General features: G+C 56.1%; 8 protein-coding genes. 7 read left to right on the forward strand and 1 reads right to left on the reverse strand.

All coding sequences use genetic code 11. The features are described 5' to 3' along the window. The first annotated feature begins 796 nt into the window (after positions 1-796). The 6 genes from AC221Y_RS18275 (at position 797) to AC221Y_RS18300 (ending at position 5,630) form a co-directional block, all read left to right on the forward strand. On the forward strand, positions 797-1,255 hold the full coding sequence (locus AC221Y_RS18275; protein ID WP_486707964.1) for a cache domain-containing protein: 459 nt from the start codon (positions 797-799) through the stop codon (positions 1,253-1,255). A gap of 371 nt (positions 1,256-1,626) precedes the next feature. Next, positions 1,627-3,033, forward strand: a complete 1,407-nt coding sequence (locus AC221Y_RS18280) for an aldehyde dehydrogenase family protein (protein ID WP_486707965.1) — start codon at positions 1,627-1,629, stop codon at positions 3,031-3,033. A 243-nt stretch (positions 3,034-3,276) separates the two neighbouring features. Next, entirely contained in the window at positions 3,277-3,900 is a 624-nt protein-coding gene (locus AC221Y_RS18285) for an MSMEG_1061 family FMN-dependent PPOX-type flavoprotein (RefSeq protein WP_486707966.1), read from the forward strand. Positions 3,901-4,600: 700 nt separating this feature from the next. Then, positions 4,601-4,846 (forward strand): hypothetical protein, encoded by a 246-nt coding sequence (locus tag AC221Y_RS18290; RefSeq protein WP_486707967.1) that lies wholly within the window; start codon positions 4,601-4,603, stop codon positions 4,844-4,846. 296 nt (positions 4,847-5,142) lie between these two features. After that, a complete protein-coding gene (locus AC221Y_RS18295; protein ID WP_486707968.1) occupies positions 5,143-5,430 on the forward strand; it encodes a hypothetical protein in 288 nt (95 codons plus the stop codon). 71 nt (positions 5,431-5,501) lie between these two features. Beyond that, positions 5,502-5,630: a hypothetical protein gene (locus tag AC221Y_RS18300; RefSeq protein WP_486707969.1), complete on the forward strand. Its 129-nt coding sequence runs from the start codon at positions 5,502-5,504 to the stop codon at positions 5,628-5,630. Between the two features lie 90 nt (positions 5,631-5,720). On the opposite strand, the gene AC221Y_RS18305 is transcribed toward AC221Y_RS18300, so the two are convergent. Continuing rightward, on the reverse strand, positions 5,721-5,888 hold the full coding sequence (locus tag AC221Y_RS18305) for a metallothionein (RefSeq protein WP_486707970.1): 168 nt from the start codon (positions 5,886-5,888) through the stop codon (positions 5,721-5,723). Positions 5,889-6,308: 420 nt separating this feature from the next. On the opposite strand from AC221Y_RS18305, the gene AC221Y_RS18310 reads away from it, so the two are divergent. Continuing rightward, positions 6,309-6,515 carry a hypothetical protein gene (locus AC221Y_RS18310; RefSeq protein WP_486707971.1) on the forward strand — a complete coding sequence of 69 codons (207 nt, stop codon included), beginning with the start codon at positions 6,309-6,311 and terminating at the stop codon, positions 6,513-6,515. The last annotated feature ends 27 nt before the right edge of the window (positions 6,516-6,542 follow it).

Below are 6,542 nucleotides of genomic sequence, written 5' to 3' on the forward strand. Positions count from 1 at the left end.
CAATGGTTCCCCCCATAAGGAACCCGAAGCCCCGGCTCTCCCCCGTGTCCGGGGCTTCTTCCTGTCCGAGAGTCCAGGCAAAGAAAAAGCCCGCTCCCCCCGGAACAGGCTTTTCCCCCTAGCAGATGCTAGTTCCCTCGTGTCTGTTGCGCGAAGTTTAGCCGGGCAACCTTGGCGATTATCAGGCGGCGTACCGTGAAAGGCCCCTTTGTCCACGCTCCGGGGCTTTTCTTTTTTGGTCCACCAACTGATCCAAATACCGCACAACCGCGTTCTCTTAATCATGTCGCGTCGCGGCTCCTAGCGGGTTGTCGCGTCGTTCCATAGATGACTGCCCCGGTGGAAACGCCGGGGCTTTAGATGGCGCATGTTCCGACCTTTGATGAAGCGCGGCGCATTGCCGTCATGATGGTGCAAGTAGACTTAGCTACAGGGTAACCAGCCGACAGACACCGGCGGGGGGTCTGCCAGATAGGGGTCCCAAGCCCATAGAGGGTGTCTAGTTTCTTATTGGGGTGTTGAAGTGCACCCCTTTACCCCAGCGGTAGATCGGGGGATCACCTGGCCCTCTGCCTCCAGGGCGGATGCACTCGATGAAATCAAGGGCAACAAGAGTGTCGCGGGCTCTTCTGAATCTGCGCACGCCTCAGACCAGCACCCTTCGCAGGCCGCTCAAGTTTGTCTGACAATGCCGTCCGGGCTTGCTTATCTCCGCCGATGAGGGCAGCATAAGCCCAACGAAGCCGGTCATCCGATGAACGTCGGTTAAAGCAGAAGTTCATCGTGGGAGGACACTATGTTTCGCAAGACGGTCTTCGCTTGGACCTGTGCAGCCCTACTAGCTACCGCCGCGTTTGCAGAGACTGCTCAATATGGCACTGCCGAAGATGCCAGGGCCATGCTGCAAAAGGCAGTCGCGGCCGTGAAAGCTGATAAGAAAAAAGCGCTCGAAATGTTCAATTCGGGCGAGGGCGGATTTAAGGATCGCGATCTTTACGTGTTTTGCGCCAACGCCTCGGATGCGATCACAACAGCTCATCCGACTGATCCGACGCAGAAGGGAAACAAGCTCACTGACATGAAAGATGTCAATGGTGTCCCCTTTGGAGAGAAGATCATACAGAATGCAACGGAAGGAACGATCAGCAAGGTGAGCTATATGTGGCCCCGGCCGGGCTCCGAGACACCTGCACAGAAAGCCACGTTTTTCACGAAGGTCGGTGACCAAATTTGTGCCGTCGGATACTACAAGTGAATCAGGCGGAAGCCTTTCAGAGACTTGATCGGGTGTCCGTCGTCAGATGATTTGGGACTGCGTGCGGCTTGAGCTAACGGAGTATCTGGCTCATCTGATTGTTCATGCTAGGCGTCGGATTCGAGGTGTTGCAAGCGCCTTTTGTCGAGTGGTTTTCGTTTGATCCTTTCTCTCAATAAGACGGTTTGGCCTCGTCCGAAGTAGACATCGGCGGGCGTGAGGTTGCTAAGGCTCTCGTGATAGCGTTGGTGATTATTAGTGAACGATGAAGGCATCGATCTAAATGCCGCGCCGGATTCTAAATCAGATCTGAATTCCTCCCGTATTAGAGTGGCGCGCAACCTGAACCAGGTTTTAAAATTGAGGTCGTTATGTCTGATGAATTCCAACTTTTGATCGGTGGAAAACTGATCGCGGGCGACGGGATGATGGATGTTATCAACCCCGCCACTGAGGCTGTGGTTGCGGAGTGTCCACGTGGATCGCGTCAGCAAATCGATGCTGCGGTTCTCGCGGCGAAAGCGGCCTTCCCGACCTGGTCTGCCACATCTATCGAAGACCGGCGCAAGGTCCTGATCGCGATCGCTGAGGCGACCGATCAGAATGCGGACAAGATGGCGCGTCTTTTGACATTGGAGCAAGGTAAGCCGTTTGCCGATGCCTATGACGAAGTTACGGGAACGGCGACGTTCTTCCGCCACGCGGCTACGCTCAGCCTCGATGTAAAGATTATCGAAAGCAGCGATAGACGCCAGATCGAACTTCATCGGCGTCCTCTCGGTGTGGTTGCTGCGATCATCCCGTGGAACTTCCCGCTGATGATCATGGCCTTCAAGATACCTTTGGCCATGCTCGCCGGCAACACGACTGTCGTAAAACCTGCAGCCACGACGCCCTTGGCAACATTGATGTTTGCGCGCCTCATTGCAGAAATTGTGCCGCCCGGCGTCGTCAATGTCGTCACCGACGCCAACGACCTCGGCGATGTTTTGACGGGCCATCCTGACGTCGCGAAAGTTTCCTTCACAGGTTCCGTAGAGACCGGTATGAAAGTCGCGGCGAATGCCACAAAGACGATGAAGCGGTTTTCATTGGAACTTGGCGGAAACGATCCTGGCATCGTCCGTGACGACGCCGATCCGGCCAAAATAGCGTCAGACGTGTTCAAAGGCGCCTTCTTCAACAGCGGCCAGGTCTGTCTGGCTCTCAAACGACTTTATGTTCACGAGTCGAAGTACGATTCCATGTGTGAGGAGCTCGGCAAGCTCGCACGCGAAGCAGTTATTGGTGATGGATTGAATCAGGGGACGGAGCTTGGTCCGTTGCAGAATAATGTTCAGTATCAGAAGGTGAAGGCCTATCTCGATGACGCCCGCACGAACGGGCGAGTTATTGCTGGCGGCCAGGTGCCTGATCGGGTCGGCTACTTCATTCAACCGGCGATCGTTGTTGATATGGCGGAAGGAACAAGGCTGGTGGATGAAGAGCAGTTCGGGCCTATCCTGCCAATAATGAAATATAGCGATCTTGACGATGCAGTGGAGCGTGCCAATGCCACTGACTTTGGGCTGGGTGCGTCCGTCTGGTCGTCTGACCGAGAGCGCGCCAAGAAAGTTGCCCTTCGTTTGGAGGCCGGAACCGTCTGGATCAACCAACATATTGACCTGGGTCCTCACATTCCACAGGCGGGAGCAAAGCAGTCCGGTATCGGCGTTGAGATTGGTGAGGAAGGTCTTCTAGAATACACGCAGGTGCAGGTCGTGAATGAGGCCGTTTGATCGCAAGCACAGGCGGCGCCTCTGGACCAAACTTGCAAGCGGGTTAGCGTCTCCCCGCGTCCGAAAACGCTTCAATGCGCGTGCCGAGTTGGCCCGGCCCGTCATATATCTTGTGATCGGTCATCTTTTCTCCGTCCCTCCATCTTCGACCAAACTGACGAGTTCTCGGAAACCGGCTCCGTTAGACGGCGCTCGTTGCCTTCGCTAGACTTGTTGACGGGCGAAAACCAGTGGAGACCACCGATGCTTCCCCGTGACATCAGCTACGTGACCGACGCGACCGCTTTGCGCGATCTGCATCCCAAGCCGATGAGCCGGGCCACCGATAAGGTCCTGACGGCGCTTGACGTGCACTGCCGGGCGATCATCGGGCTGGCTCCCTTCTGCGTGATGTCGACACAAGGGCCGGACGGCGCCGATGTTTCGCCGCGTGGCGATCCGCCGGGCTTTATGCGTGTCCTGGACGATACCCACCTGCTGCTGCCGGACCGGGTCGGCAACAACCGTTTGGATAGTTTCGTCAACCTTCTTTCCAACCCGGAAATCGGCATGCTGATCCTGGTTCCCGGCATGGACGAGACCCTCCGGATCAACGGCACCGCCAGAATCACCGATGACGCGCGCCTCCTCCAATCGAGCGCGATCCGTGATCGGGCTCCCAAGATAGGCTTGCTGATCGAGGTGCGGGAAGCCTTCCTGCATTGCTCCAAGGCGCTGGTCCGCTCCAAGCTGTGGAGCGACGAGGCGCGGATCAATCGGCGCATATTGCCCACCTACAACCAGATGCTAACCGACCAACTCGAGGGGATGACGGTAGAGGAATTCGAACGTCAGGCGAAGATCTGGGCCGAACGCGGGCTCTACTGATGACGGTCTTCGTCATCCTGGGCATCGCCGGAAGCCCAATTCGCCACAGTTGGATTTCGGTAGGGCGGGCGCCCTTGCGCTAACTGTGTTCCTTCTCATAAATATCTTCGGCGCCGCCATCGTAGCGGTAATATATGTGTCACGCTGGGTAGTTTCTGGCTTCAACACAAAGTCGTAATGTTGGACCATCCAGCGCATTGCTGTGAATGTTGCTAGGCTGCCGAGTTACTGAACCCCAAACCATTCACTTAACTCAGAGTCCAACTTCGCGTGCCTTGCTAAGTATCCTCTGGTCCGCAAGGACGGATAAGGGCAGAAGAAATGAAGGCGATAATCACTACGCTGCTTCTGCTTATAGCAACGCCCGCTTTGGCTTGCTCATTCGACACCGACTGCGCTGTTGGCTCGAAATGTGTCAAAGGCCGCGGACAAATTTACGGCTATTGCATGGGCGGGCTGAACCCCGGCAATAGCAATGATAGACGACCCGCTTATGACCCACTCGACCTCACTGGGAAGCGGGGGAACACCTGCTCGTTCGACACCGACTGCGGTGTGGGCGGCAAGTGCGTCAAGGGTAGCGGCATCTATGGGACGTGCATGTGACGCTGCGGGGTCGTCATAACCTTAGCGCATGGCCCCTAGCTGCTGTGCAGCGTGGTGCGCGCATGATGGTCGAGGTAGACTTACATAAGGAGTAATGAGCCGCGAGGTGCCCGCGGGGGGTTACGAGATAGGGGACCCGTTCGGAACTATGACCAACGAGGACGGCAGACTCTACGCAGAGTGGGACACAACTTACGAGAAGGTGCAGTTCTGGCTAGGGGTCTATCGAAAGGCCCTTGAGGATGCCGATGGAGATGAAACGCACCATAAAGTCCAATTCGCCCGAACTAAGCTAGATGTTGCTCAAGCCAGATACGACGCAGTCGTCAGCCGCCTTTGAGACCAGCCCAACCTTTTGCAGTGCAGGATTGACAACAAAGATCATTGGTAGTGGACTTATGTTCTGCCTCGCCTTCGGGTGAGGCTTGATCGCCCAGAAATGGGACGATCAGGAGGGGGCGGCTTTCGGGCTGCCCCTACCTGTATCTGGCTTCCCCTAACTCTATTTGGCTTCCCTAAGCGACTCGCTCTCGCGGTAGCCGTGAACTTTTGGCATCCTGCCCCTTGCGGGGGAAGCCAATGAGGGAGGCTGTAATAACCTAGGCCGCATCAGAGCAAAAGAAGGGATAGCTATCAATGGGGCGTTTCCTCCTGACCGTCACGCTTGCCGGTACGGCGTTGTTTGTGGGGTATCAACTTTTGACGCCGCGTAGGTCGCAGCGAGCCGGTTTCTCGGTGCTGCGGCAAAAGATTATGAGGCGAATGATGGATGCGATGCCCGCAGACTCGCCGCCCAAGCTCGTCATGTCCATATTGCCCCGTCTGCAAAAGCAAAATGAGCAGATCCTCCGTCTGCTCCAGGAGCAAAACGAGCTTCTGAACAAACTGCTGCTGAAGGATCAAACCGGCTCACGCCAGCGATGACGTCTCCGCATTCAGTTCAATTGTTGTGTGATGCGATGTCCGTGCGGAGGGAAAGCACAGAGGGGCTTTCCATGACAGACGACAATGACGCTAAGGCGCGTGAAATAGCAGACGGTCTCATCCAGGGTTACATCGGGCCGGATCACAAGGTGATCGACATGAAGGCGTTCTATCCAGCGTTGGTGCAGACGCTGACGTAAACGACTACCTCTGACAGCCCTTTTGTTTCCGCACTTCTCACGCGCACCCGTCCGGTCTTGGCCGCCCTACCTAGTTCTGCGAGTTTAGTGTTAGCCGTGACAGGCGCAGCCGTCATGTTGGCAACCAGAACCCTTTGGATGCCCTTCAGCACAAGCTTCGCTGCAGTAGTTGTGCCCGTGCTTCTTGATCGCGTCCTGCACCTTCACGATGCAAACGCAGTCGGCGCAAGCGCATTTTTGCTCGGTCACGTTCACCATCTCTAATCTCCATCCACTGGTTGGTGAGGATCGCCATGCTCAGGTCCGAACAAATGGTCGATCATAATCCGCAAAATGTCTATCCACGTAATCAGCGACCAGGGCTTACGTTGGCGGGCGTACACCTGAACTCCCGACCGGGAAGGACCCTCCGCAGACCCTGAACCATTTCCTGGCACCCTGCGTGATCATCGACGTACCCGTACACTAGCGCGACGGTCATCCCCCTGCCATGCTCACCCTGCGCGGGGGAAATCACGCAGGGGCTTCCCATGACAGAAGATGACAAGGCGTGCCAGACGGCCCATAGACTGATCCAAAGCTACGTCGGCTGAGCCGGCAGCCACTTTTCGATCTTGGCATCTGAGTTCGGAGACGCCATAGTTGAGCATGTACTTTTTCAAGAGGGAGACGTTCGAGATGGCCAAGCTGCTTACTGCCCTGTTTTTTGCTGCTGCTCTGATGCTTGGATTGGGCACTGGCGCATCTATGACCTACGCTTGTCCTATGCAGAGCGCCCAGGCCGAGAACTCCAGTCCGGTTCAGTTGGCGATGGAAGAAGCAGATGAAGGTTCTGATAAGGTCGCCTACGACGAAACAGAAGGTGACGAAGAAAAGAGCGAATAAGAGCCTAGTCTGATTATCTAGTCTTGC

Source organism: Boseongicola sp., from assembly GCF_057460485.1.